The sequence below is a fragment of the Allobosea sp. TWI1241 genome, from assembly GCF_039673065.1.
Lineage (GTDB): Bacteria > Pseudomonadota > Alphaproteobacteria > Rhizobiales > Beijerinckiaceae > Allobosea.
This window is the reverse complement of sequence record NZ_JBDJKW010000002.1, coordinates 178,080-201,112: the sequence shown is the minus strand read 5'-3', so window position 1 is coordinate 201,112 and position 23,033 is coordinate 178,080. Positions and strand designations below refer to the sequence as shown.

Annotated in this window: 20 protein-coding genes; 3 read left to right on the top strand and 17 right to left on the bottom strand. The window is 69.0% G+C overall.

The features are described from left to right. Nucleotides 1-20: 20 nt before the first annotated feature. The 5 genes from ABE438_RS03930 to ABE438_RS03910 all read right to left on the bottom strand — a co-directional run bounded on the left by ABE438_RS03930 (nucleotide 21) and on the right by ABE438_RS03910 (nucleotide 5,078). A complete protein-coding gene (locus ABE438_RS03930) occupies nucleotides 21-1,172 on the bottom strand; it encodes a CaiB/BaiF CoA transferase family protein (RefSeq protein WP_346501227.1) in 1,152 nt (383 codons plus the stop codon). Nucleotides 1,173-1,189: 17 nt separating this feature from the next. Continuing rightward, complete coding sequence (locus ABE438_RS03925) at nucleotides 1,190-2,467, bottom strand: TRAP transporter large permease (RefSeq protein ID WP_346501226.1); 1,278 nt, start codon at nucleotides 2,465-2,467, stop codon at nucleotides 1,190-1,192. Then, on the bottom strand, nucleotides 2,451-3,023 hold the full coding sequence (locus ABE438_RS03920; RefSeq protein WP_346501225.1) for a TRAP transporter small permease: 573 nt from the start codon (nucleotides 3,021-3,023) through the stop codon (nucleotides 2,451-2,453). Before ABE438_RS03920 ends, ABE438_RS03925 begins: the two co-directional genes overlap by 17 nt. Beyond that, nucleotides 3,023-4,039 (bottom strand): TRAP transporter substrate-binding protein, encoded by a 1,017-nt coding sequence (locus ABE438_RS03915; RefSeq protein WP_346501224.1) that lies wholly within the window; start codon nucleotides 4,037-4,039, stop codon nucleotides 3,023-3,025. The genes ABE438_RS03920 and ABE438_RS03915 overlap by 1 nt, the downstream gene beginning before the upstream one ends. A gap of 79 nt (nucleotides 4,040-4,118) precedes the next feature. Next, a complete protein-coding gene (locus ABE438_RS03910) occupies nucleotides 4,119-5,078 on the bottom strand; it encodes an SMP-30/gluconolactonase/LRE family protein (protein ID WP_346501223.1) in 960 nt (319 codons plus the stop codon). Between the two features lie 183 nt (nucleotides 5,079-5,261). On the opposite strand from ABE438_RS03910, the gene ABE438_RS03905 reads away from it, so the two are divergent. Both ABE438_RS03905 and ABE438_RS03900 read left to right on the top strand, forming a co-directional pair. Beyond that, a complete protein-coding gene (locus tag ABE438_RS03905; protein ID WP_346501222.1) occupies nucleotides 5,262-6,206 on the top strand; it encodes a LysR family transcriptional regulator in 945 nt (314 codons plus the stop codon). 79 nt (nucleotides 6,207-6,285) lie between these two features. Then, on the top strand, nucleotides 6,286-7,221 hold the full coding sequence (locus ABE438_RS03900) for a hydroxymethylglutaryl-CoA lyase (RefSeq protein WP_346501221.1): 936 nt from the start codon (nucleotides 6,286-6,288) through the stop codon (nucleotides 7,219-7,221). Nucleotides 7,222-7,230: 9 nt separating this feature from the next. On the opposite strand, the gene ABE438_RS03895 is transcribed toward ABE438_RS03900, so the two are convergent. The 8 genes from ABE438_RS03895 to ABE438_RS03860 all read right to left on the bottom strand — a co-directional run bounded on the left by ABE438_RS03895 (nucleotide 7,231) and on the right by ABE438_RS03860 (nucleotide 15,534). Next, complete coding sequence (locus ABE438_RS03895; RefSeq protein ID WP_346501465.1) at nucleotides 7,231-8,937, bottom strand: alpha/beta hydrolase; 1,707 nt, start codon at nucleotides 8,935-8,937, stop codon at nucleotides 7,231-7,233. A gap of 180 nt (nucleotides 8,938-9,117) precedes the next feature. Next, nucleotides 9,118-9,819: an ABC transporter ATP-binding protein gene (locus ABE438_RS03890; protein ID WP_346501220.1), complete on the bottom strand. Its 702-nt coding sequence runs from the start codon at nucleotides 9,817-9,819 to the stop codon at nucleotides 9,118-9,120. Continuing rightward, the gene (locus ABE438_RS03885) at nucleotides 9,816-10,574 is read right to left on the bottom strand and encodes an ABC transporter ATP-binding protein (RefSeq protein ID WP_346501219.1); all 759 of its coding nucleotides are present in this window, start codon (nucleotides 10,572-10,574) and stop codon (nucleotides 9,816-9,818) included. The genes ABE438_RS03890 and ABE438_RS03885 overlap by 4 nt, the downstream gene beginning before the upstream one ends. Then, a complete protein-coding gene (locus tag ABE438_RS03880; protein WP_346501218.1) occupies nucleotides 10,571-11,455 on the bottom strand; it encodes a branched-chain amino acid ABC transporter permease in 885 nt (294 codons plus the stop codon). Before ABE438_RS03880 ends, ABE438_RS03885 begins: the two co-directional genes overlap by 4 nt. Further along, nucleotides 11,455-12,318, bottom strand: coding sequence for a branched-chain amino acid ABC transporter permease (locus tag ABE438_RS03875; RefSeq protein WP_346501217.1), 864 nt, complete (start codon nucleotides 12,316-12,318; stop codon nucleotides 11,455-11,457). The genes ABE438_RS03880 and ABE438_RS03875 overlap by 1 nt, the downstream gene beginning before the upstream one ends. 71 nt (nucleotides 12,319-12,389) lie before the next feature. Then, entirely contained in the window at nucleotides 12,390-13,610 is a 1,221-nt protein-coding gene (locus ABE438_RS03870) for an ABC transporter substrate-binding protein (protein ID WP_346501216.1), read from the bottom strand. Nucleotides 13,611-13,627: 17 nt separating this feature from the next. After that, nucleotides 13,628-14,866 (bottom strand): metal-dependent hydrolase family protein, encoded by a 1,239-nt coding sequence (locus ABE438_RS03865; RefSeq protein WP_346501215.1) that lies wholly within the window; start codon nucleotides 14,864-14,866, stop codon nucleotides 13,628-13,630. Next, a complete protein-coding gene (locus tag ABE438_RS03860) occupies nucleotides 14,863-15,534 on the bottom strand; it encodes a TetR/AcrR family transcriptional regulator (RefSeq protein ID WP_346501214.1) in 672 nt (223 codons plus the stop codon). Before ABE438_RS03860 ends, ABE438_RS03865 begins: the two co-directional genes overlap by 4 nt. 138 nt (nucleotides 15,535-15,672) lie before the next feature. Here ABE438_RS03860 and pcaD point away from each other — a divergent pair, with 138 nt between their 5' ends. Continuing rightward, the gene (gene pcaD, locus ABE438_RS03855; RefSeq protein WP_346501213.1) at nucleotides 15,673-16,449 is read left to right on the top strand and encodes a 3-oxoadipate enol-lactonase; all 777 of its coding nucleotides are present in this window, start codon (nucleotides 15,673-15,675) and stop codon (nucleotides 16,447-16,449) included. 36 nt (nucleotides 16,450-16,485) lie between these two features. Here the strand turns inward: pcaD and ABE438_RS03850 are convergent, their stop codons facing one another. The 4 genes from ABE438_RS03850 to proS all read right to left on the bottom strand — a co-directional run bounded on the left by ABE438_RS03850 (nucleotide 16,486) and on the right by proS (nucleotide 22,952). Then, complete coding sequence (locus tag ABE438_RS03850; RefSeq protein ID WP_346501212.1) at nucleotides 16,486-19,374, bottom strand: S8 family serine peptidase; 2,889 nt, start codon at nucleotides 19,372-19,374, stop codon at nucleotides 16,486-16,488. 130 nt (nucleotides 19,375-19,504) lie between these two features. After that, the gene (locus ABE438_RS03845) at nucleotides 19,505-20,194 is read right to left on the bottom strand and encodes an ABC transporter ATP-binding protein (RefSeq protein ID WP_346501211.1); all 690 of its coding nucleotides are present in this window, start codon (nucleotides 20,192-20,194) and stop codon (nucleotides 19,505-19,507) included. A gap of 11 nt (nucleotides 20,195-20,205) precedes the next feature. Beyond that, on the bottom strand, nucleotides 20,206-21,516 hold the full coding sequence (locus ABE438_RS03840) for a lipoprotein-releasing ABC transporter permease subunit (RefSeq protein WP_346501210.1): 1,311 nt from the start codon (nucleotides 21,514-21,516) through the stop codon (nucleotides 20,206-20,208). A gap of 104 nt (nucleotides 21,517-21,620) precedes the next feature. Then, nucleotides 21,621-22,952 (bottom strand): proline--tRNA ligase, encoded by a 1,332-nt coding sequence (proS, locus tag ABE438_RS03835; protein ID WP_346501209.1) that lies wholly within the window; start codon nucleotides 22,950-22,952, stop codon nucleotides 21,621-21,623. Nucleotides 22,953-23,033: the final 81 nt, after the last annotated feature.

The following is a 23,033-nucleotide window of genomic DNA, read 5'->3' as shown; positions in this document are numbered from 1 at the left end:
CGGCGGCGGCCGGCCTGCGATCAGGCGCGGCGCTTGGCGGCCGCAGCCTCGGCGAGCAGTTCCTCGGTATGCTCGCCCAGCGCCGGCGGCGGGCGGCGGACATGGCAGGGCCGCTGCGTCAGCTTGATCGGGAAGCCGAGCATGCGCACCGTGCCGTTCGCCGGCGTCGGCACGTCGATCGCCATGTTCTGCGACTGGATCTGCGGATCCGAGAAGACGCCGTGCAGGTCGTAGACCGGCCCGCAGGGCACGCCGGCCGCGTTGAGCCGCTCGATCCACTCGGCGGAATCCGCCAGGGCCAGCTTGCCCTCGACGAGCACCTGCAGACGGTCGCGGTGTTTTACCCGGCCGAAATTATCGGCGAAATCGGGATCCGCCTTCACCTCCGGCAGTTCGAGCGCATCCATCAGCCGCCCGAAGAAGGTGTTGTCACTCGGCGCGATCGCAATCTGCCCGTCACGGGTGCGGAAGAGCCCATAGGGCGCCGCGATCGGATGGTCGTTGCCGGTCTTCGGCAGCACGGTGCCGGTCGCGAAGTAATGCGAGGCGACATAGGCGAGCAGGCTCACCATCGAGCTGGTCAGGTTGACGTCGACGCGCTCGGCATTGCCGTTGCGCTCGCGCCCCAGCAGCGCCGCGCACAGGCCGAGCGCCCCGTACATGCCGCAGACCAGGTCGCTGATCGGCAGGCCGCTGCGCAGCGGCGGGTCGTCCCGGCCGCCATTGACGCTCATGAAGCCGCTCATCGCCTGGGCGATGAAGTCGAAGGCCGGGCGGTCGCGATAGGGACCGTCCGCGCCGAAGCCCGAGATCGAGCAGCTGACGATGCCGGGCCGGAGATCCTGCAGGCGCTCGTCGCCGAAGCCCAGCCGGGCCATCACGCCCGGCCGGAAATTGTCGACCACCGCATCGGCCGTCGCCAGCAGCGCCTCGAGCCCCTGCTTGCCCTCCGGCGTCTTCAGGTCGAGGACGACTGAGCGCTTGTTGCGGTTGAACGAGGCGTAATACCAGCTCAGCCCGTCCCTGCCGCTGCCCTGGCCGCGCAGGGGATCGCCCTCGCCCGGAGGCTCGACCTTGATGACGTCGGCTCCGAGGTCCGCGAGCAGCATCGTGCAGAAGGGCCCGGAGATCACCCGGGTGAGATCGACGATGCGGAGTCCGGTTAAGGGCATTTCAGTCTCGTCAGAAATCAGAAGGAAGCGTTCGGCAACCAGGTCGCGATGCCCGGGAACAGCGAGATCAGCACAAGCACCGTCACGGACCAGCCGAGGAAGGGCAGCAGCTGCACCGCGATCGGCCAGAGCGGGACGCGTCCCACCGCACCGGTCACGAAGATCAGCAGCCCGATCGGCGGATGCAGCATCCCGATCATCAGGTTGAGCACCACGATCATCGCGAACTGGATCGGGTCGATCCCGAGCTGGGCCTGGATCGGCAGCAACGTCGGAACGAACATCACCAGCGCCGGCAGGGGCTCCAGGATCATGCCGACGATAAACAGCATCAGGTTCACGATCAGCAGGATCACCAGCGGATTGTCCGACAGCGAGAGGATCGCCTGCGAGATCTGGGTGGCGATGTGCGACTCGTTGAGCAGCCAGGAGAACGGCCCCGCCGCCGCCAGCAGGAACAGGATCACTGCCGAGGTCCGGCCCGCCGAGAAGAACACCTCACCAAGGCTGCGCAGCTGCAGGTCGCGATAGATCACGATGCCGACGATCAGCGCATAGACGCAGATCACGCCCGCGGCCTCGGTCTCGGTGATCACGCCCGAGCGGATGCCGACGATGATCAGCACCGGAACGAGCAGCGCCCAGATCGAGCCGCGCGTCGCGCTCGCCCGCTCCCGCCAGGTCGCGGGCGGCTTGGCGGCATAGCCTTCGCGCCGCGCGACCCACGAGCAGATGACCATGTATCCGACGAAGAGCATCAGCCCCGGCACGACGCCGGCGAGGAACAGCTTGCCGATCGAGAGATTGGCCATGATCGCGTAGATGATCAGCGGGATCGACGGCGGCAGGATCGGCCCGAGCATCGCGCCGGCCGCGATCACGGCGGCGGCGTAGCCGGGCTTGTAACCCTCCTTCTTCATGGCCGGGATCATGATCGAGCCGGTCGCGGTCGCATCGGCGACGGCGGAGCCCGAAATGCCGGCCATGATCAGGTTGGTCATCAGCGCGACCTGCGAGAGGCTGCCGCGCAGATGGCCGACCATGGCGGTGGACCATTCGATGAGGCGGCGGGTGACGCCGCCGCGGTTCATGATCTCGCCGGCCAGCACGAAGAGCGGCACGGTGATCAGCGCGGCGCTGTCCACGCCGGAGACGACCGTCAGCGGCGCCATCACCGGATCGATGCCGCCATGCAGCAGCATGCCGATCGTCGCGGCCAGGATCATCGCGAAGCCGACATCGAGCCCCGCGACCAACAGGCCGAAGAAAATGAGCGTACTAGCGATGATCATCATGGCCGGTCACCGCATCGACGCCGAGGCGTCCGCCGAAGAGCGTGTCCGCGATGCGGAGCACGAGAAAGATCATGAGAAGGACAAGGCCGCAGAGAAGCGCGCCGTACATCACGTCGTAGTAGAAGGGCGTGCCCATGATCGCCTGGAAGGAGCCGACCTCGAGCAACTGCCAGCCGTTGAAGACCAGGAAGCCGGTGACCGCGAGCATGATCATGTCGAGCACCACGCCGGCGACGCGCTTCACGCCATCGGGCAGGAAGTGCTGGATCACCTCGATGCGGATGTTCGTGCGACTGCGGACGCCGAGCGCGAAGCCGAGGAAGGCCATCCAGACCATGCCGATGCGCGCGATCTGGTCGTGCGCGTCGAACTGGCTCTTGAACACGTAGCGGTCAGCGACCTGGCCCACGGTGAAGAGCAGCACGACCGCCAGGGCCAGGATCACCAGCAGCCGGGTCAGCGCCTCCAGATAGTGCACGGGCACGCTCAGAAGGCGCACCCCGCCCGGGCGGGAGGACGGATCCTCCCGCCGCTCATCGACCTCGCGCGCGGGCATCAGGCCTCCTGCAGCTTGCGCAGGCGGGCGACGAGGCCCTTCGGCCACATCTTGCCCTCGAACTCATCCTCGACACCGGCGACCGCCTTGCGGAAGGCGTCGCGGTCGGGAACGACATAGGTGCAGTTGGCGGCCTTGAGGATCTCGAGCGCCTCGTTGTCGAGCTTCTTGGTCAGGTCGGTGGTCACCGCGCCGGCGGCCTTGGAGGCCTTGCGGAACAGCTCGCGGTCGGTCTCGTTCAGGCCCTTCCAGAAGCGCTCGGAGACGAAGAAGCCGACCAGCTCGTTGACGTGGTCGGTGGCCGACCAGAACTTCGCCGCCTCGTGGAAGCGCGGCGGGATCGCCAGATCGAAGCCGTTGTCCTGGCCGTCGACCGTGCCGCGCGACAGGGCGCTGTAGATTTCCAGCATGCCGAGCGGCGTCGACTGCACGCCGAGGCGGTCGAACATGGCGCGCAGCATCGGGATGGACGGAATGCGCAGGCGCATGCCCTTCACGTCCTCGGGCTTCATAATCGGGCCCTTGGTGCTCTGGATGGCGCGCGAGGAGCGCTGCCCCCAGGCGCCGAAGACGCGCACGCCGGCCGACGAGGCGACCTTGCCGAACATCTCCTGGATCTCGGGGTCGGTGTTGAGGATTTTCTCGCCCCATTCGCCGTTCTTGAAGAGATACGGCACGTAGAGGACGTTGAAGGCCTCGCCGCCGCGCACGAACGAGATCGAGGACAGGCCGAAATAGGAGAACTCGACCGTGCCGAGCTGCATCGCCGAGAGCAGCTGCGAGATGTCGCCGAGCTGCCCGTCCGTATACACGTTGACAGTGTAGCGGCCGTTGCTCTCGGTATCGACGACCTCTTTGAAGCGCATCAGCGCCTTGTGCCAGGGGCTGTTGACCAGCGCGATCGTGGCGATCTTCAGCGTCTTGGTCTGGGCCCGCGCGATGCTCGGCATGCCGATTGCTGCCCCGCCCAGCAGCGCACCGCCCATCAGGCTGCGCCGGTCGATCCGGTAGTCCATGTCGTTTCTCTCCCTGGGGTGGCGGGCGCCTGTGCGGCCCGCTCGTCGTTGATGGTCGTGCGGCTGCGTTCGCCTGTGATCAGAAGGTCCAGTGAACCGGCGGCGCGCCGGCGATCGGCGAGCGGAACGACGCCAGGTGCGGCGCGAACAGCGAGCCGAGATAGACTGTCTTGAGATCGGGCCCGGCGAAGGCAAGGCCGGAGAGGTTGCCGGAAGGCCGCTTGCCGCCGGCGTCGAGATGGGCGCGGTTGTAGGTACCGTTCTGGAAGGCGGCCTCGGCTGCGGCGACCGCATCGGCGTCGGCGTCCTCGAAGATCAGCTCCTGCTTGCCGTCCTGCGTGGTGCGAATGACGCGGTTCGAGACCACGGTCACCGTCCAGATCGCGCCCTCCTCGTCGAAGGCGAAGCCGTCCGGGAAGCTCGCCGCGCCGTATTCCGCGAAGGTCTCGCGCTTGCCGAGCGAGCCGTCCTCGGCGATGGCGAAGCGGCTGGTGCGGCGCGCGATGGTCTCGTTGACGTAGAGCCACTGGCCGCTGGGATCGACGATGGCCTCGTTGGTGAAGCCGAGGCCGTCGGCGACGATGCGCGCGCCCTTCTCGTCGATCAGGATGATGTAGCCGTCGGCGTGGCCCTTCTGCATCGAGAGCTCACGGGGGACCATCCGGGTCGAGACGCTGACCCAGACCCGCCCCTTGGCATCGATGCCGACGAAATTGGTCGGCTCGAGATGCTTGCCGTCGATCTCCATCAGCTTCGGCGTCATCGTGCCGTCGGGCGCCATGTGCCAGACGCCGCCCTCGGGGCCGAGATCGGCGATCAGGAAGCTGCGATCCGGCATCAGCGCGAACCCGTTCGGCATGAAGCCGTTCGGCGCGTTCTTGGCCTTGATCAGCTCGGTGCGGCCGTCGGCGCGCACCACCGCGATGCCGCCACGCTTGTCCGGCATGAACAGGTCGCCGGACCGGGTGGCCATGATGCATTCGGGGCGCGAAAGCCCCTCGCCCACGAAGGTGAGCGCGCTGCTTGCGACGGAGAACATGAAACCTCCCGGTAGACGTAACCTGCCCAGGCGGCTTGCTCCGGCCGCCGCATTGTGATCGATCGTCGTGCTTCGTCCGACGTTGGCCGGTGACACTATGCAAAGTCGGGCGTGCGAATAGTCGTGAATCGGAATGCGTGCGTTCGCGTTCGGTGAACACACGGCCAACCAGTGGCGAAGAGCATGAATTTCCGGCCGGATCTGACGACGCTGCGCATGTTCCTGGCGGTGTATCGGCAGGGGAACATGACCAAGGCGGCCGAGCGCGAGCACATCGCGCCCTCGGCGATCAGCAAGCGCATCCAGGATCTCGAATTCGAGATCGGCACGCCGCTGTTCTACCGCCACGCCCGCGGCATGACCGCGACGCCCGCCGGCGAGGTGCTGGCCCGGCACACGGCCGGGCTCTTCGACGACGTGAACCGCATGGCGGCGGAACTCAGCGGCTTCAACAGCGGCGAGGAGGGCCAGGCCCGGCTGCACGCCCACCAGTCCGCCGTCGTCCAGCACCTGCCGCGCGAGCTCGCCGCCTTCCGGGATCTCTACCCGCGCATCCGCGTGGTGCTGCGCGAGGAGACGACGCCGAACGTCATCCAGTCCATGTATGACGGCCTGGGCGATATCGGCATCTTCGCGGAGCCGACCCATATGCCGGAAGGGCTGCAGATCTTCGAATACAAGAGCGACGCCCTCGTCGCGCTGCTGCCGGTCACGCACGCCCTCGCCGGGCGCGACAGCCTCACCCTGCAGGACATCGAAGGCTACGACTTCATCAGCCTGGAGACGGGCTCGTCCCTGCAGGTGCTCGTCGCCGATTCGGCGGCCGGGGCCGGGATCGCCCTCTCCAACCGGATCGAGGTCGTCACCTTCACCGCCGCGGTGCAGATGGTGGAATGCGGCTTCGGGCTGACGATCGTCCCCGCCGGCATCGCCCGCATCTACTGCTCCAATCCGCACGTCACCAGCGTGCCCTTCTCCGAGCCCTGGGCGCTGCGGCGGCTGATGATCTGCACGCGCGACGAGCCCAAGCTCACCGCCTCGGCCAGGCTGCTGCTCAACCACCTGCGCGGGCCCTCTCCCGTCGCCCTACCTTTTCGACCCGCGAAGGGAGCGCTTCCCAATCGATAATGGTCCCGGCCGCCCGCGGGCCTTAAGCCTTCCCGCAACGCGACGCCGCCAAATCGCGTCGCCAAGGGAGGATGATGCCATGAGCAAGGTCGAGATCGTCGAGGTCGCCCCGCGCGACGGGTTGCAGAACATCGCGTCCTTCGTCCCCACCGCCGCCAAGATCCAGCTGATTCACAAGCTGGTCGATGCCGGCGTCACCCGGATGGAGATCGGCTCCTTCGTCAGCCCCAAGGCGATCCCGCAAATGGCGGACATGGACGAGGTCGTGGCCGGCATGGGGCAGCTGCCCGGGCTGCACAAGGTCGCGCTGGTGCCCAACGGCAAGGGCGCGCGCCGCGCCATCGAAGCGGGTATCGACGAGCTGATCTTCGTGATCTCGATGTCGGACGCGCACAATATGAGCAATGTGCGCCGGCCGACCGCAGCCTCGATCGACGATCTTGCCGCGACGCTGGCGGAAGTCGATCCCGAGCGGCGCCTCACCGTGCGCATCGGGCTCGCCACCAGCTTCCACTGCCCCTTCGTCGGCACGATGGACGAGGAGGCGGTGATGGCGACAATCGCGCGCATCGCCGCGATCCGCGACGACATCGAACTGACGCTGGCCGACACCACCGGCATGGCGCTGCCCGACCATGTCGGTCGGCTGGCCCAGCGCTGCCTCTCGGCCTTCCCGCAGACGCGCTGGTCTTTCCACGGCCACGACACCGCCGGCTTCGGCATCGCCAACGTGCTCGCGGCCTATCAGGCCGGCATCCGCTCCTTCGACGGCGCGGCGGGCGGCCTCGGCGGCTGCCCCTTCGCGCCGGGCGCTACCGGCAACATCGCCAGCGAGGACCTCGTCTACATGTTCGAGCGCATGGGCGTCTCGACCGGGATCGACCTCGCCAAGCTGCTCGACGCGGCCGCCTTCGCCGTGACCTTCGCGCCCGACACCACCGGCAGCCATGTGCTCGCCATGCCGCGGGAGCGGGCGCTGGCCGGCGGCGGCCCGGCCGCTGCCTGCGCCGCCTGACCCGGCAGCTCAGCCGCCGCGGTTACTGTAGCTCGCCTCGTCCCCCGCGCCCTCCCCGGCGCGGCGGGCCTGCTCGGCGAGCTGGTGCTTCAGCCGCTGGACCGCCTCCGCGCTCCAGCCCTCGACCCCGGTCACCGCCAGCCAGGCATCGACATAGTGCTCGGGCGCGTAGACGTGCCCGTAGCCCATGGGCGGCGTGGTCGCGACCGCCATGTCGAGCGCGATCTGCAGAGCCGTCACCACCGGATACCAGCGCAGCCGCGGCGAGACGTCCGGCCCGCGCGGCGCGTCGAGCCAGGCCGGGCGGCGATAGAAGTCGCGATAGTCGAAGAAGGTCACCGCATCGCTGGCATATTGCAGATAGACCAGCCGCAGCGCGCCCCAGGGCGCATCGGCCGGCACGCTCGTGCCGTGCTGGTTCATGAAGCGCACGAAGCGTCCGTCGCGGTATTCCGGACGCCAGGCCGGCGAGCCGGGATTGCGGCCATTGGTCAGCGAGCGCCACAGCCGGCTGCCGAAGGGCGGTCCGCTCCACAGCGCACCGTCGATCGGGTCGCCGATCATCTCCAGCATCTCGACCGAGCTCTGCGAGTTGAGCGCCCCGAGGCTGAGCCCGTGCAGGTAGAGCTTCGGCCTCTGCTCGCGCGGCAGGGTCGTCCAGTGGGCATAGACGGCGTTGAACAGCGCGCGCGCCGCATCGGCCCCGTATTCGGGATGCGCCAGCAGCGAGAGCGGGCTCGACAGATAGGAATATTGCAGCCCGATGCTGGCGACGTCGCCGTCGAGCAGGAACTCGGCCGCGTTCATCGCCGAGGGATCGACCCAGCCGGTGCCGGTCGGGGTGATGACCACAAGCGCCTTGCGGTCGAAGGCGCCCGCCCGCTTCATCTCCTCGAGCGCGATCCTGGCCCGTCCCTCGGTATCCTCCGCCGCGCGCAGGCCGACATAGAGCCGAATCGGCTGCTTGGCCGGGCGCGCGCTCAGCGCGGATATCTCGGCCGCCGTCGCGCGCGAGGCCACGAATTCGCGCCCCGCCCGCCCGAGTTCCCGCCAGGAGACCAGCGAGTCCGGCCCACCCGATTGCAGCGGATCGTCGGGCCGCGGCCGCTCCGGTTCCAGCAGCGCGTCATAGCGCTGGAAGGAGGAATCGAGCAGCGGGAAGGCCGCCCGGATCAGGACGCCGTTGGCGAGCGACCAGAACAACAGCGTCGCCAGGCCGAGGCCGACGACATTGGCGACGCGCCGCGGCACCAGCCGGTGCGCCCGCGCCGCGATCGCCCGTGCGGCCAGCGCGAACAGCCGCCCCAGCGCCAGCAGCACCGCGAAGGTCGCCAGCGCGGTCAGGCAGAGCTTCACCGGATGGGCGCTCTCGACCGGCGCCATGCCCATCACGGCGCGGATCGAGTTCTGGCCGTCGGCTGCGCGCAGCAGGAAGACCAGCGCCACGCCGAGGCAGATCACCGCCATCACGGCGTTGACCCGCCGGCGCCAGAACTCCTGCGGCGCCGGCAGTTCGAGATAATGCCAGAGCCAGCGCCAGCCGACGCCGAGGCCATAGCCGGCGGCGAAGCTCGCCCCGGCGAGCACGCCTTGGGTCAGATAGGTGCGCGGCACCAGGCTCGGCGTCAGGGAGGCGGCGAAGAACAGCGTGCCGAGCATCAGCCCGACGCCGGAAAGCGAGCGCAGCGCCCGCATGGCGAGCCGCATGCCCCACATCGCCGGGCCGCGCCCCGCCGTCACCGTTCCCGCCATGCCGCACTCCGTCTCGCCAGCGCGGCCTGCCCCTGTGAGCGACACCGCGAGAGCCAGCATAGCGGCTCGCGTGGCGATCCGCGCGGGCGTGATGACGGATCTGGATGAAAAACGGGCCGGTCCAGGGGACCGGCCCGTTCCGGGTCAGTGCTGGCCGAGATAGAGCTCGGCCGCCTTGGGATCGTCGAGCAGGCTCTTGGCCTGCCCCTCGAGCGCGACCTTGCCGCCATCGAGGATGCAGCCAGTATCCGAGATCGCCAGCGACTGCCGGGCGCGCTGCTCGACCACCAGCACCGAGACGCCGAGCGTCGGCAGGCGCTTGATCAGCTCGAAGGCCTCGGCGACCTTCGCCGGCGCCAGCGCCGCGGTCGGCTCGTCGAGGATCATCATCCGCGGCCGGGTCATCAGCGCCCGCGCGAAGGCAAGCTGCTGGCGCTCGCCGCCGGAGAGCGAGCCGGCGCGGGTACGCTTGCGCTCACCGAGCAGCGGGAAGGCCTCGAACAGCTCGCGGATGCGGGCCGCCTGGTCGCGCACGCCGACCACCACCTGCAGGTTCTCCAGGATGGTCATCGAGCCGAACACGTTGGCGACCTGCGGCACATAGCCGATGCCGGCGGCGACGCGATCCTCGGTCGAGAGCGGCAGCAGGTCGCGGCCCTCGAAGCGGATCGTGCCGGAGACGCGCGGCAGCAGGCCGACGATCGCCTTGGCCAGGGTCGACTTGCCGGCACCGTTGGTGCCGGCGACCGTCAGGATCTCGCCCTGCGCCAGCGAGAGCGAGATCCCGTTGAGGATGTCGACCTCGCCATAGCCGCCGCGGACGTCCTTGATGTCGAGCAGCGTCACGACGCACCTCCGAGATAGGCTTCACGCACGACCGGGTCTTCCAGCACGGCGGCCGGCGCGCCCTCGGCCAGCAAGCGGCCGCGATCCATCACCGCCAGACGGGGCACGAGCCGGGTCAGGGCCTGCAGGTCGTGCTCGATGATGACGAAGCCGATGCCGCGCGTGTTCAGCTCGGCGATGCGCTCCATGATCTCGCCGATCAGCACCGGGTTCACGCCGGCGAAGGGCTCGTCGAGCAGGATCAGCGTGGGGTCGACCATCAGGGCGCGGCCGAGTTCGAGCAGCTTCTTCTGGCCGCCGGAGAGCTTGCCGGAGGGCACGTCGGCGACCTTGCCGAGCCGCAGGAACTCGATCGTGGTCGCCACCTTCTCGGCGATCGCCGCCTCTTCCTTGCGGACCTGGCCCGGCCGGAAGAACAGGCCGACCAGGCTCTCGCCCGCCTGCCCCGGCGCCGCCGCCATCAGGTTCTCCCGCACCGTCAGGTGCGAGAACTCGCGCGGCACCTGGAAGGTGCGGACCATGCCGGCGCGCGCCCGCTCGGGCGGCGACAGCTTGTCGATGACCTTGCCGTCCATCCGGATCTCGCCGGAATCGGCATGCTGGAAGCCGGAGACCACCGAGAACAGGGTCGACTTGCCGGCGCCGTTCGGCCCGATGATGCCGAACAGCCCCTTGCTGTCGATCGTCAGGGTCATGCCGTCGAGGGCCTTGAAGCCCCCGAAGGACTTGCTGATATCGCGGATCTCGAGGGTCATCGCTTTGTGTAGTCCCCCATCAGGCCCTGCGGCCGGTACAGCACGAACAGGATCAGCAGCAGACCGACGAGCCCGATGCGGATCGAGGCCATGTCGACCGCCGAGATGCCGGGAATCACGTCGCGGATGAAGCGCGAGCCCTCGAGGAAGGCGACGAGGATCACGGAGCCGACCACGGCGCCCGAGACCCGGCCGACGCCGCCCATGATGACCGCCATCCAGACGTAGAAGGTGACGAGCGGGATGTACTGCTCGGGCACGATGTAGGTGATGTAGTGGGCGTAGAACGCACCGGCGATGCCGGCGAGCGCAGCGCCGACCACCAGCACCTGGATCTTGAAGCGCGGCGGATCCTTGCCGAGCGCCTGCACCGCTTCCTCGTTGTCGCGGATCGCCTCGATGATGCGGCCGAAGGGCGATCCCGCGATGCGGCGGATCATCCAGGCGGCGGCGATCGTCACCACCAGCACGGTGGCGAAGGTGGCGAGCTGCCCGGTCGTTCCCTTGAGGCTGTCGAACAGGCGCGGGATGCCCGGGATGCCCTGGACGCCCTGGGTGAGCCAGCGCTCGCTGGTCAGGACGATGCGGACCACCTCGGAGAAGCCGAGCGTGACGATGGCGAAGTAGTCGTCGCGCAGCCGCAGCGCGACGAGCCCGATCGGCCAGGCCGCGATCCCCGCCAGCAGCGCGGCGGCGGCGAAGCCGACGATGAACGGCGCGCCGTTCATCACCAGCAGCGTGCTGGTGTAGGCGCCGATCGCGAAGAAGCCGACATGGCCGAAATTGATCAGCCCGGTCAGGCCGTATTGCAGCGTCAGCCCGAGGCTGAGCAGCACGTAGATCAGCGCGATGATGCCGATCGCGAGGAGATAGGCTTCCATCAGCGCACTCCCTCGAGTCGGCCGAACAGGCCGCGCGGACGCAGCAGCAGGACGAGCAGCATCACCACGAAGGCGATGGCGATCTTGTAGGTGAAGCCGACGAAAGGCGTGGCGACCTCCTGCATCGCGCCAAGGATCAGACCGGCGACGACCGCGCCGACCGGCGAGCCGATGCCGCCGAGGATCGCGGCGGTGAAGGCCGGCAGCAGCATCTCCCAGCCGAACTCCGGCGTGACGATCGTCTTCATGCCGAGCATCATCCCGGCGATGCCGGCGACCGCGCCGGCGAGCAGCCAGAGCGCCACCATGACCCGGCCCGGGCGGATGCCCGAGACCCGCGCGAGATCGCGGTTGTCGGCGACGGCACGCATCTGGCGCCCGATCGGCGTCAGGTAGAGCAGGCCGAAGACGGCGATCAGCGTGACCAGGGCGACGGTCGCCATCTGCAGGTCGAGCGGCAGGATGCGCAGCCCGCCGAACACGTGCGGACGCGACAGCGGCATCTGGAAGACCTGCTGGCCGTGGCCGAAGGCCACGCCGAGCACGGCACGCAGGAAGAAGGCGATGCCGATCGAGGCGACGAGCAGCGCCACGACCGAGCGGTTGGCGAGCTTGCGGAACACCAGCCAGTAGGCCAGCAGCATGGCGATGCCGGTGGCGCCGGCGGCGCTGACGCCCGCGAGCAAGAAGGAGCCGCTGGCCTTGTGCGCCGACAGGGCGGCATAGGCCCCCAATGTCATGGAATCGCCGGTCGCCGCATTCGGGAAGCGGGCGATACCGAAGACGAGCGTGATCGACAGCGCGGCCAGGCCTATGACGAGGCCCTGGAACAGGCCGTTCACGAAGAGCTGGGCGTAGAACATGAGCAAGCCATTGGGGGGCACCGGGACAGGGAGCGGGTTCCGCCGCCTCGTAGGCGACGGAACCCGACGTTTCAGATGTTGACGACGTAGCGGCGGTTCAGCTTGCCGCCCTCGATGAAGAACACGCCGAAGGCCGGCGAGACGTCGCCATACTGGTCGAAGTCGAGCACCGAGGAAGCGCCCTCGTAGTTGATCGGGCCCTTCTTCAGCGCCTCCTTGCCCTCGGCGAAGCTGTAGACCTTGGTGCCGTCGGGATTGGCGACGTCGCGGATCTTGGCGTTGATCGAGGCGGTGTCGGTCGCGTTCGCGGCCTCGATCGCCAGGGCCAGCGTCACGACCATGTCCCAGGTCATGGCGCTGAAGATGTTCGACTGGCCCGACTGGTTCATCGCCTTCTGGTAGGCCTCGTCATAGAGCTTGAACGAGGGGGCGGTCTCGTTCGAGATCGTGTCGACCGAGATGATGCCTTCGCAGACCTCCGGGCCGAGCGCCTTGACCAGCTCCTGGTTCGCCGCCCAGCCGGGGATGATCCACTTGACCGGCTGGCCGCTCTGGAACCACTCGCGCAGGATGATCGTGGTGTCCGACAGATAGGAGCCGGTGACGATCACGTCCGGGTTGGTAGCGAGAACGCGCTGCAGCTCGGAACGGTAGGAGGGCTGGGCCGGCTCGTAGACGATGTTCTCCAGCACCTTGTTGCCCTTGGCCTCCCACGCCTTGCGGAAGCCCTCGGTGTTGCCGATGCCCGAGGCGTTGTTGAAGGCCATGGTGGCGGGGCGCTTGAAGCCTTCCTTGACGCAGATCTCGGCGAAGGCCTTGCCGAAGCGGTCATTGGTCGCCTGGAAGCGGTAGGACAGGCCCTTGGCGTTGGCCGGCGGCACCGACAGCGCCGGGGCGCCCGAGGTGTTCATCAGGATCATGTTGGCGTCGTTGGTCAGCGGCGCGACCGCGAGCGAGACGCCCGACGACCAGGTGCCGAGGATCGCCTGCACCTTGTTGACGTCGATCAGCTTCTTGGCGGCGAGCACGCCGGCCTGCGGGCTGGTCTGGGTATCCTCGGCGACGACTTCGAGCTTGCGGCCGGCGGCCCCGCCGGCGGCGTTGACCATCTCGGCGGCGGCCGTGATCATCTTCTGCATGCCGGAGCCATAGGGCGCACCGGCGCCGGTGACCGGGCAGAGCGCGCCGATGCGGAAGGTGCTCTGCGTCTGGGCGCGCAGGACGGAGGGGGCGGTGATCAGCGCCGAGGCGGCGCCGAGGGTACCGATGAACTGGCGGCGATTGGTCGTCATGGCTGTTCCCTTTCTGATTAGTTCAGTTCGTTCTTGATGAAGTCGCCGCCCTTCATGATGAGCGGCATGTGGCGACCCTGCTCGGTCAGCAGCGCGAGGTCGGCGAGCGGGTCGCCGTCGACGACGATGAAGTCGGCATAGGCATCGGGCCTGATCACGCCGATCTTGCCCGTCATCCCGATCAACTCGGCCGCGTTGACGGTGGCGGAGCGGATGACCTCGATGGCGGGCAGCACGCGCCCGCGGATCACGAACTCCTCGGACTGGTGGCGATGCATGGCGCCGAGCAGGTCGGTGCCGTAGGCCATGGTGACGCCGGCCTCCTGCATGATCTCCAGCGATTTCAGCCCGCGCAGGCGGACATCGTCGATCTTGGCGACGGAATCGGCCGGGAGCCCGTAGGTCGCGCCCTCGTTGTTGAGCGCCTCGTAGGTGACCAGCGTCGGGCAGGCGATCGCCTTGCGCTCTCGCATCAGCCGGGCGGTGGCGGGCTCGATCAGGTTGGCATGCTCGACCGAGCGCACGCCGAGCTTCACCGCCCGGGCGATGCCGTCATCGGTGTAGAGATGGGCCGAGACATAGGTCTGGGCGTTGCGCGCCTCCTCGACGATCGCCGCGATCTCGGAATCGCTGAAGCCGAGGAAGGCGATCGGGTCGGTCGGCGAGGCGACGCCGCCATTCGCCATGATCTTGATGAACTGCGCGCCCTGACGGATTTCGTCGCGGGCGGCGGCACGGCAGGCGTCGACGCCGTCGCAGATCCGGCCGAGCGAGCCGAGCTGATAGGTCTGGTAGTCCGGCACGCGATTGTCGTAGCGGCCGCGGAAGTCGGAATGGCCGCAGGTCTGCGACAGCGCCTTGCCGCAGATCACCAGCCGCGGCCCGACATAGAGCCCCTGCTCCTGGGCATCGACCAGCGCATAGGTCGCGCCGCCGACGTCGCGGACGGTGGTGAAGCCGCGCGAGAGCATCTCGCCCATCAGCTTGACGGCGCGCAACGCCACCAGCGCGTCGGGCAGCATGGCGTTCTGGCCGAAATTGGCGGTGCCGGCGATGACGTGCACATGGCAGTCGATCAGGCCGGGCATCAGGGTCTTGCCCTTGAGGTCGATGCGGCGCGCGCCGGTGTCGGCGATCGGGCGATCCGACACCTCGCGGATCAGCCCGCCCTCGATCCGCACGAAGCGGTCGTGCTCGCCCTCCGCGCTGGTGCCGTCGAGCAGTCGTGCGTTCTCGAAGATGATCGCGTCAGTCACTTGCTGTCGTCCTTGTCTGGCCGTTCGCTCGTCATCGGGAGGCTCGCCCCGGTTCCCTGCGCGGAATGGTTCGCCAGCACGCTTTTCCAGAAGCCGAGCAGGCGCGCGTAATAGGCGGGATCCTCGCGCAGAATGGTCTGGAGGCTCATGCCGCGCATCAGGCACAGCGTGGCGTTGAAGGCCGCCTCGACCTCGGGCTCGCGCAGGCCCGTGCCGTCGAAGAAGTCGCGCCAGGTCTCGTCGAGCGCGCTGTGGAACTGGCGCGTCACCGGCACGAGCTGCTCGCGCAGATAGGGATTGTGGCGGGCGGCCGTGATGTGCTCGAGCGTCACCAGGAAGAGCCGGCCGGAGAACAGCTCCCACATCCGGTCGACGAAGGCCGAGAGCGACAGGCTGCCGCCCTGCACCTGGCGGGCGACCTCGCGGATCTCCTCGATCCAGCCGCGCAGCTGATGGCAGACCGACTGGGCGATCAGGTCGTCCTTGCCCGAGAAATGATGGTTGAGCGCGCCACGCGTCACGCCGGCCCGGCGGGCGATGTCGGCGGTCGTCGCCAGTGCGTAGCCGCGTTCGACGAGCAGATCGAGAGTCGCGTCGACGAGGCGTCCGCGCGTTTCGGCGGAACGCTCCTCCTGTGTCCGACGCTGCTTCTCGACCAGGTGAACCATGCGCTCCCTCTAGCAGAAAGTTACAGACAGACAAGTATGCATGTTTCTTGCCACACTGGCTCGAACAGCATGTGCAAAGCTTGCGCCGACCGCGCCGGCACGGGCACCATGGGCCGACCAAACCAGGGAATCGCCAGCATGCGCATCGAGATCGACGGGGCCGCCTTCGAGGTCAGGAGCGACGGGCCGGAGACGGCACCCGCCCTCCTCCTCTCCAACTCCCTCAGTTCCGACATGACGATGTGGGAGGACCAGCTGCCGCTCTGGACCCGCCATTTCCGCGTGATCCGCTACGACCAGCGCGGCCACGGCCTCAGCGCGGTGACGGCGCCGCCCTATACGATGGAGCGGCTGGGCCGCGACGCGCTGGCGGTTCTGGATGCACTCGGCATCCAGCGTGCCCATTTCTGCGGCCTCTCCATGGGCGGCATGGTCGGCATGTGGCTGCTCACCCATGCGCCGGACCGTCTCGACCGGGCCGTTCTGGCCAATACGGCGCCCTATATGGGCCCGACCAGCCTCTGGGACGGGCGCATCGCTGCTGCCGAAAACGGCGGCATGGAAAGCCTCGCAGAACCGACGATCACGCGCTGGTTCCCGCAATCCTTCCGCGAGGCCGCTCCGGAGACGATGGCGCGGATGCGCGCCATGATCCTGCGCACGCCGGTCGACGGCTATCGCGGCTCCTGCATGGCGATCCGCGACATGGACCAGCGCGAGAGCATCGCGATGGCGCACAATCCGGTTCTGGTGATCATCGGCGCCAAGGATCCCGCGACCACGCCGGCCGATGGCGAGCTGATCGCCGCGACGATCCCCGGTGCGCGCACGCAGGTGCTCGACGCCGCCCACATTTCCAATGTCGAGCAGCCCGAGGCGTTCGGCACTGCGGTGCTCGATTTCCTGCGCGGCTGAGTAGCCAGACCGCGACGATCGCGCGTCGCGGCGCGCCTACCAGCGCGTCGTGGCCGCCAGCGAGAAGCGATGGGTCATGGCGCCGCGGCGCAGGTCGCCGTCATAGGAGCCGATCAGCTCGACCGAGGGCGCCAGCCGTGCCGCCAGGCTGGCGCCGACCACCGCACCGTCGCGTCCCGCCTTGGCGCCGCGCGTGACGAAGCCGGCGCCGAGCAGGCTGGCCTGCTGCACCACGCGGGCGTCGCCGAGCTCATGCGCCCAATACGCCTTGAGGTCGAGCCGCAGCCCGTCGCCGGGGCCGAGCGGCGTCGCCAGCCTGATACCGGCCAGCGTCCGCACCGAGGTAGCGTCGAGCGATCTCAGCGAAAGCCCGAAAGCGCCGGCGCCCTGCTCCGTCAGCCCGTCGCGGCGGATATGGTTGACCGAGAGCCCGGCTTCCGGCGACAGCGCCAGCCCGGCGAGGGTCGCCAGCCGGTAGCCCGCCATCGCCGTGCCGAAGATGCCGTAGCCGTCCGCCTCGCCATGGGCCCGCTGGCGCACCGGGCCGAGGGTGATGGTGCGGTCGACCTCCGTGCGGCTGTAGCTCGCGCCGAACGAGCCGCGCAGCGTGAACCGGCCGAACGTCGTGCCGCCATAGAGCGAGGCGCTGTAGCCGTCGACCGCGATGCGCTCGGCCTGGGCCCGCGTGGCGTCGCTGCGTGAGCGCAGGAAGCCGAGCGCGCCGCCGAACAGGCTGCCCTCGCCCGGCGAGACGTCGAGCCCGACCAGCGCGCCGGCCATGTCGATGCCGCCGCCCGGACCGTCGGCATCGCCGCTGCGGCGGCCGAAGCCGTAAAGCCCCTGCCCCCAGAACCGTCCGGTGACGGCGGCCTGCGCCAAGCCCTGCGGCGCCATGGCCACCGGCCCCTTGCCGGCCAGCGCAGCATAACCATTGCCGCCGCCCGCAAGCCTGTCGAAGACGCCGAGATCGGTGGTGAGCCGGCGGTCGATCGCAGCACCGATCACCTGCTGCCCGGAGAGTGCCATCGCTCCGGCCGCGGCATGGCTGCGCCCGGACAGGCCGGCGATCTCCTGGCCGAGCGTCGCCGGCGCGGCCTGATAGAGCGCATCGAAGACCTGCCCGTGCGCCGCGTCGGGCCGCACGCCGGCGGCGGGCCGGGCCGCGTCGAGCGCCTGCGCCACCGACATCCCATTGGCGGAGAGGCCTGCGAGGCCGGCATAGGCCGAGGGCGTCACCACGAGCGACAGGCCGGCCTCGCGATAGAGCGCGTCGAAGCGCGTGCCGGCGGCGAGCCCCTCGCCCGGCTGGTCGAGCCCAACGAAGCTGCCCGCGATTCCGCCCGAGGCGACCAGCACCTCGAAGCTCTCCCCCAGCGTCGGGGTGAAGGCGTTGCCGGCATCGCCCGCGATCCCGCGCAGCACCGGCACCAGCCGGCCGCCCGCCGTCACCGCCGTCGGGCCGAGGACGGCGAGGCGCGAATAGCTGCCGGCGCCGCTTGCCGTGGCCCTGCCGTCGATGTCGAGGACCAGCCGGCTCGACGGGCCGAAGTTTGCCCCGGCCACCAGCAGCGTGCCCGGCGAATTGCCCGGTCGCACCATGCCCTCGGAGGCGAGGTTCGCCACGATCAGCCCTGTGCCGCGCAGCGTGCCGCCCTGCCCCACCGTGACGTCGGAGGACAGCAGGCCGTTGACGACCAGCGTGCCGCCGAGCACGGCGGTGCCGCCGGCATAGCTGTTGCGCCCGCTCAGCGTCAGGCTGCCCTCGCCGCGCTTCACCAGCCCGCCAGCGCCTGCGATGTCATTCGAGAAGGTGCCGGACCAGCCCTTGGTGTCGGTGTCGAAGACGCCGACGAACTGCGCCGGGCCGCGCACCGCCTTGCCGACATTGAGCAGGCCCCAGCCATAGACGTCGTCGACGCCCGGCGCGCCGAGATCGGTCGCGGTTGTCAGGAGCGTCTGCTGCAGCTCGGGCGCGGCGAACCAGGGGAAGGCCTCCTTGACCAGCGCCGCCGCCCCGGTCACCACCGGCGCCGCCATCGAGGTGCCGCTATCGAGGCCGTAGCGCATCTGCGCCGGCGGGCCGGGCAGGATCGGCAGGGTCGAGTAGATGTCGACGCCCGGCGCGACGAGGCACCAGTCCCGCGCCACGCCGCAGCGATTGCTGAAGCCCGCGATGACGTTGTTGGCATCGACCGCGCCGACCGCGAGCCAGCTGTTCTTCAGCTCCGGAAAAAGATGCGGCAGGGCCGGCAGGGCGTCGGGATTGGGCAGCGAGGCGTTGCCGTTCGCCACCACCATCAGGATACCGGCATCGGCGAGCCCGCGCGCGCCGTCCAGCACCTTGGGAAACTGCGTCTGGATGTCGTTGCGGGTGACGCTGGTGACGTCCGGCGCCAGGGGCGAGGCGCCGCCACCGATGCCGTAGCTCGCATTGATCACCGAGACGCCCTGCGCGGCGAGGAACGGCCACGGCGTCGAGAAATAGAGATCGAGCCCGCCGAGCGCACCGAGCTTGGCCGGCACGACCTGCGCGGCGAAGGCGACGCCGTGCATGCCCTGTCCGTCGCGAGCCGCGGCGGCGATGCCGGTGACATGCGTGCCGTGCGGCGTGAAATCGGAGTTCGTGCCCGGCAGCAGCGGCCGATCCCGCAGGAAGTCATAGCCCGGCAGCACCCGCCCGAGGAATTCGCTGTGACGGGAATCGAGGCCGCTATCGGCGATGCCGATCAGCACGCCCTTGCCGGTGAGGCCGAGTGCATAGGCCTCCGACGCATTGACCTGCGCCAGCGCACGCGAGGCGAAATACTCCGGCGTCTCGAAACTCGCCGCTCCCTGCGCCAGGGCGGAGCCCGCGGCCAGCATCAGCGCCGCGAGCGAGATCGCAGGAGCGGCGGCGGGGCGAAGGGAGGCGGAAAGGCTGCGCACGGTCGGTCGATCCAGCGGGAGACAGCGCCGTGAGGCCGGAGGGAGCCCGGCCGCCGGCACGATTCGCCCGCGGATCATCGAGTAATCGCCCCACCGGCGTCCAGCGGAACCTGCCCTTTGGAGAGCGCGCTCAGTCGAGCGGCACCACCAGCCCGTCGCGGATGGTGACCTGGCGGTCCATGCGCCGGGCCAGGTCGAGATTATGCGTCGCGATCAGCGCCGCCAGCCCCGAGGCGCGCGCCAGCGCCATCAGCGTCGAGAAGACGTGCAGCGAGGTCTGGGGGTCGAGATTGCCGGTCGGCTCGTCGGCCAGCAGCACGCGCGGCGCATTGGCGACGGCACGGCCGATCGCGACGCGCTGTTGCTCGCCGCCCGAGAGCTCGCTCGGGAAATGGTCGAGCCGCTCGCCGAGACCGAGGAAGGTCAGGAGCTCGCGCGAACGCGATTCCGCCTCGCGCTTGCCCAGCCCGCGAATGCGCTGCGGCAGCACCACGTTCTCCAGCGCCGTGAGTTCGGGCAGGAGATGATGGAACTGGTAGACGAAGCCGATCTCGGTACGCCGCATCCGCGTCAACTCGGCATCGTCGAGCTGCGAGGTCGCGGTGCCGCCGACGAAGACCTCGCCGGCATCGGGGCTTTCGAGCAGGCCGGCGACGTGCAGCAGCGTCGACTTGCCGGTGCCGCTCGGCGCCACCAGCGCGACCATCTCGCCCGGCCAGATCGCGAAATCCGCCCGGCGCAGGATCTCCAGAGGGCCGTCGGCCTGCGGATAGTAGCGCTCGATCTGCGAGAGAAAGAGCGCGGGAACCTCGGTCGCCATCGCCTCTCTCCTCAACCGAGCCGCAGGGCCTGGACGGGGTCGAGCCGCGCCGCCTTCCAGGCCGGATAGAGGGTCGCCAGCAGCGAGAGCACCAGCGCCATGATCACTACGGTGGCGACCTCGCGCGCGTCGATCACCGAGGGGATGTCGCTGAGGAAGCGCACGGTCGGATCCCAGGGGTTGATGCCGAGCAGCGAGCTGAGCCCCTGATTGATCGTCTGGATGTTGCGGGCGAAGACGATGCCGAGCACCAGCCCGGCGAAGGTCCCGACCACGCCGATCGAGGCGCCGGCGATCAGGAAGATGCGCAGCACCGAGCCGCGCGTCGCCCCCATGGTGCGCATGATCGCGATGTCGGCGGTCTTGTCCTTCACCAGCATGATCAGGCCCGAGACGATGTTGAGCGCCGCCACCAGCACGATCAGGGTCAGGATGATGAACATCACGTTCCGCTCGACTTCGAGCGCGTTGAAGAAGGTGCGGTTGCGCTGGCGCCAGTCGGAGAGCACCAGCGGCCGCGGCGGATCCTTCTCGATCGCGTCGCGCACGGTCTGCGTGCGGTCGGGATCGTCGATGAACACCTCGATGACGTTCACGTCGCCGTCGCGGTTGAAATAGGCCTGCGCCTCGCCCAGCGGCATGAACACGAAGGAGGCGTCGAATTCCGACATGCCGATCTCGAAGATCGCCGACACCGGATAGACCTTGATCCGCGGTGCGGTGCCGAACGGCGTAGACGGCCCCTTGGGCGTGACGATCGAGACCGTGTCGCCGACCTGGACGCCGAGCGAGCCGGCGAGCCGGCGGCCGATGGCGATGCCGCCCGCGGCCTCGAACCCGTCCAGCGTGCCCTGCTTGATGTTGCCGGCGATGAACGGGATGCCCTTGATGTCGGATTCGGCGATGCCACGCACCAGCACGCCGCTGCTGCCGCCGGAGGGGGCGGAGGCCAGCGCCTGCCCCTCGACCAGCGGAATCGCGAGCTTGACGCCGTGGATCTTGCGCAGGTGCTCGGCCACCGAGACGTAATCGTCGAGCGGCCGGTCGATCGGGGTGGCGAAGATGTGGCCGTTCACGCCGACGATCTTCTCGAGCAGCTCCTTGCGGAAGCCGTTCATCACCGACATCACGATGATCAGCGTGGCGACGCCGAGCAGGATGCCGAGGAAGGAGAAGCCGGCGATGACAGAGACGAAGCCCTCGCGCCGGCGCGTGCGCAGATAGCGCCCGGCGAGCAGCCATTCGAAGCCCGCGAAGGGCTTCGTGCCGGTCTGCCGCGTCCCCTCGTCCTCGGGAACGCTTGCAGCGGTGCTGGTCGCCATGTCCTACACTCCCGTCCGCGAGCCCGGGCGGCGCCCTGAGGCGCCGCGCAGGATGTTCGATCCGCCCCCGCAGCCGAACCGCCGTCGCCGAAGCTCCGCCGCGATCACGCAGCCTTGCCCGGGAAGCGCGCGAGCGCGGCCTCCAGCGAGACCAGCTCGCGCTCGCCGCCGGCGCGGCGCTTGAGCTCGACCTTGCCCTCGGCCAGCCCCTTGGGGCCGACGATGATCTGCCACGGAATGCCGATCAGGTCGGCGGTGGCGAACTTGCCGCCCGGACGCTCGTCGCGGTCGTCGTAGACCATGTCGTAGCCCTTGGCGGCGAGGCCGCGATAGAGCTGCTCGCAGGCCGCGTCGGTCGCCGCGTCGCCGGTCTTGAGGTTGAGCACCGCGATGTCGAAGGGTGCGATCTCCTCCGGCCAGGCGATGCCGGCCTCGTCGTGCCCGGCCTCGATAAGCGCGGCCACCAGCCGGCTCGGCCCGATGCCGTAGGAACCCATATGGACCGGCACCAGCTGGCCGTCGGGGCCCGCCACCGTCGCGCCCATCGGCTCGGAATACTTGGTGCCGAAATAGAAGATGTGACCGACCTCGATGCCGCGCGCCGAGACGCGCTTCTCGGCCGGGATCGCCTCGAAGGCGCCGGCGTCGTGCATCTCCTCCGTCGCCGCATAGAGGCTCGTCCACTTGTCGACGATGCCCTGCAGCCCGGCATGGCTGTCGAAATCCGTGTCGGCGGCCGGCGTCTGGAAGTCGAGATAGTCGCTGTGGCAGAACACCTCGCTCTCGCCGGTCGAGGCGAGCACGATGAATTCGTGGCTGAGGTCGCCGCCGATCGGGCCGGTGTCGGCCCGCATCGGGATCGCCTTCAGGCCGAGCCGCGCGAAGGTGCGCAGATAGGCCGTGAACATGCGGTTGTAGGCATGGCGGGCCGTCGCCTGGTCGATGTCGAAGGAATAGGCGTCCTTCATCAGGAACTCGCGGCCACGCATCACGCCGAAGCGCGGGCGGACCTCGTCCCGGAACTTCCACTGGATGTGGTAGAGGTTGAGCGGCAGGTCCTTGTAGGACTTGACGTAGGAGCGGAAGATCTCGGTGACCATCTCCTCGTTGGTCGGCCCGTAGAGCATCTCGCGGTCGTGCCGGTCGCGGATGCGCAGCATCTCCTTGCCATAGGCGTCGTAGCGCCCGCTCTCGCGCCAGAGATCGGCCGACTGGATCGTCGGCATCAGGATCTCGATGGCGCCCGAGCGGTTCTGCTCCTCGCGCACCACGGCGCAGATCTTGTTGAGCACGCGCAGGCCGAGCGGCAGCCAGGAATAGATGCCGGCGGACTGCTGGCGGATCATGCCGGCGCGCAGCATCAGGCGATGCGAGACGATCTCCGCTTCCTTGGGCGTATCGCGCAGGAGCGGCAGGAAATAGCGGGAGAGACGCATCGCGAGGCTCTTCAGGAGGAGACGGAGCGCCGGGCGGCGCAGCGATTCAACGAGGTCAAGACACACCATTGCGGGTGCGAA

What these genes read in the sequence shown, in the direction of transcription:
- ABE438_RS03930 (WP_346501227.1), bottom strand. Translation starts at nt 1,172, where the DNA reads ATGCCCTTAACCGGACTCCGCATCGTCGATCTCACCCGGGTGATCTCC.
- ABE438_RS03925 (WP_346501226.1), bottom strand. Translation starts at nt 2,467, where the DNA reads ATGATGATCATCGCTAGTACGCTCATTTTCTTCGGCCTGTTGGTCGCG.
- ABE438_RS03920 (WP_346501225.1), bottom strand. Translation starts at nt 3,023, where the DNA reads ATGCCCGCGCGCGAGGTCGATGAGCGGCGGGAGGATCCGTCCTCCCGC.
- ABE438_RS03915 (WP_346501224.1), bottom strand. Translation starts at nt 4,039, where the DNA reads ATGGACTACCGGATCGACCGGCGCAGCCTGATGGGCGGTGCGCTGCTG.
- ABE438_RS03910 (WP_346501223.1), bottom strand. Translation starts at nt 5,078, where the DNA reads ATGTTCTCCGTCGCAAGCAGCGCGCTCACCTTCGTGGGCGAGGGGCTT.
- ABE438_RS03905 (WP_346501222.1), top strand. Translation starts at nt 5,262, where the DNA reads ATGAATTTCCGGCCGGATCTGACGACGCTGCGCATGTTCCTGGCGGTG.
- ABE438_RS03900 (WP_346501221.1), top strand. Translation starts at nt 6,286, where the DNA reads ATGAGCAAGGTCGAGATCGTCGAGGTCGCCCCGCGCGACGGGTTGCAG.
- ABE438_RS03895 (WP_346501465.1), bottom strand. Translation starts at nt 8,937, where the DNA reads ATGTGGGGCATGCGGCTCGCCATGCGGGCGCTGCGCTCGCTTTCCGGC.
- ABE438_RS03885 (WP_346501219.1), bottom strand. Translation starts at nt 10,574, where the DNA reads ATGACCCTCGAGATCCGCGATATCAGCAAGTCCTTCGGGGGCTTCAAG.
- ABE438_RS03880 (WP_346501218.1), bottom strand. Translation starts at nt 11,455, where the DNA reads ATGGAAGCCTATCTCCTCGCGATCGGCATCATCGCGCTGATCTACGTG.
- ABE438_RS03875 (WP_346501217.1), bottom strand. Translation starts at nt 12,318, where the DNA reads ATGTTCTACGCCCAGCTCTTCGTGAACGGCCTGTTCCAGGGCCTCGTC.
- ABE438_RS03870 (WP_346501216.1), bottom strand. Translation starts at nt 13,610, where the DNA reads ATGACGACCAATCGCCGCCAGTTCATCGGTACCCTCGGCGCCGCCTCG.
- ABE438_RS03860 (WP_346501214.1), bottom strand. Translation starts at nt 15,534, where the DNA reads ATGGTTCACCTGGTCGAGAAGCAGCGTCGGACACAGGAGGAGCGTTCC.
- pcaD (WP_346501213.1), top strand. Translation starts at nt 15,673, where the DNA reads ATGCGCATCGAGATCGACGGGGCCGCCTTCGAGGTCAGGAGCGACGGG.
- ABE438_RS03845 (WP_346501211.1), bottom strand. Translation starts at nt 20,194, where the DNA reads ATGGCGACCGAGGTTCCCGCGCTCTTTCTCTCGCAGATCGAGCGCTAC.
- ABE438_RS03840 (WP_346501210.1), bottom strand. Translation starts at nt 21,516, where the DNA reads ATGGCGACCAGCACCGCTGCAAGCGTTCCCGAGGACGAGGGGACGCGG.
- proS (WP_346501209.1), bottom strand. Translation starts at nt 22,952, where the DNA reads ATGCGTCTCTCCCGCTATTTCCTGCCGCTCCTGCGCGATACGCCCAAG.